Raw genomic sequence first — 1076 nt, 5'->3', positions numbered from 1 at the left:
AGCGCCGCGCGTGGGCGAACCGGCGGGCGTCGGTCACCGCCGACGGCGCGGACGGGTCCGGGCGTGTGGACGCCAGGCTGGACCCGGTCGGCACCGCCACGCTGAGGACCGCGCTGGACCCGCTGGCCCGCAAAACCAGCCACGCCGACGACCGCACCTACCCGCAGCGGATGGCCGACGCGCTCGTCGAGCTGGCCCGGCGGTCGCTCGACGCCGGCGACCTGCCGCAGGTCGCGGTCCAGCGCCCGCACGTGATCCTGATCGCCACCGCGGAGGCGCTGGAGGGCAAGGCGGGGGCGCCGGCGGCCAGGTTGGACGGGGTGGGCCCGGTCAGCGCCGCGACCGCGCAGATGGTCTGCTGCGACGCCGAGGTGACGACGGTGTGGATGACCCGTAACGGGGAGGTTTTGGACGCGGGCCGCACGCAACGCCAGCCGACGAGGCAGCAGCGGGTCGCGGTCATCGCCAGAGACCAGACCTGCGTCGGGTGCGGCGCGCCGGCTTCCCGCTGCCAGGTGCATCACGTGCGCTGGTGGACACGCGACTTGGGGCCGACAGACGAGGACAACCTCTGTTTGACCTGCTGGACGTGTCATCACAGGATCCACGAGGACGGCTGGCTCGTGGCCCGCGACCCGGGCACCGGCAGGTTCAGCATGCACCCGCCCGACCCGCTCGCCCGGCCACACCGGCGACGAGCGAGCTGACCGTGCCCCGACCTGGGTCCGACCAGGTCGGGGACACCCCCACGCCCCCACCAGCCCGCGCCGGCCACGCGCAGCCTGACCGGTGGACACGCGACCTGGGACCAACAGACGAGGACAACCTCTGCTTAACCTGCTGGGACTGCCACGGGAAGATCCACCACGACGGCTGGCTCGTCGTCCGCGACCCGGACACCGGCAGGTTCAGCATGCATCCGCCCGACCCGCTCGCCCGGCCACACCGGCGACGAGCCGGATGACCCCGCACACCGACAGCTCGGGGAGCCGGCGGCTGGGGGCGTCAACCCCCGCTCTGGCGGATGAGCTTGGCCACAAGGGCTGTCCAGCCCGTCTGGTGGGTGGCGCCCAGAC

The 1076-nt window shown here is 73.6% G+C and carries 1 protein-coding gene; it reads left to right on the top strand.

What is annotated here, in order from left to right; translation table 11 throughout:
* The coding region (locus ACREP4_RS16980; protein WP_431597378.1) for a DUF222 domain-containing protein at positions 1 to 707 on the top strand (707 nt) is incomplete at its 5' end.
* Positions 708 to 1076: the final 369 nt, after the last annotated feature.

The sequence above is a fragment of the Stenotrophomonas sp. genome (genome assembly GCF_050737575.1).
Lineage (GTDB): Bacteria > Pseudomonadota > Gammaproteobacteria > Xanthomonadales > Xanthomonadaceae > Stenotrophomonas.
This window is presented reverse-complemented; position numbering and strand designations above follow the sequence as displayed.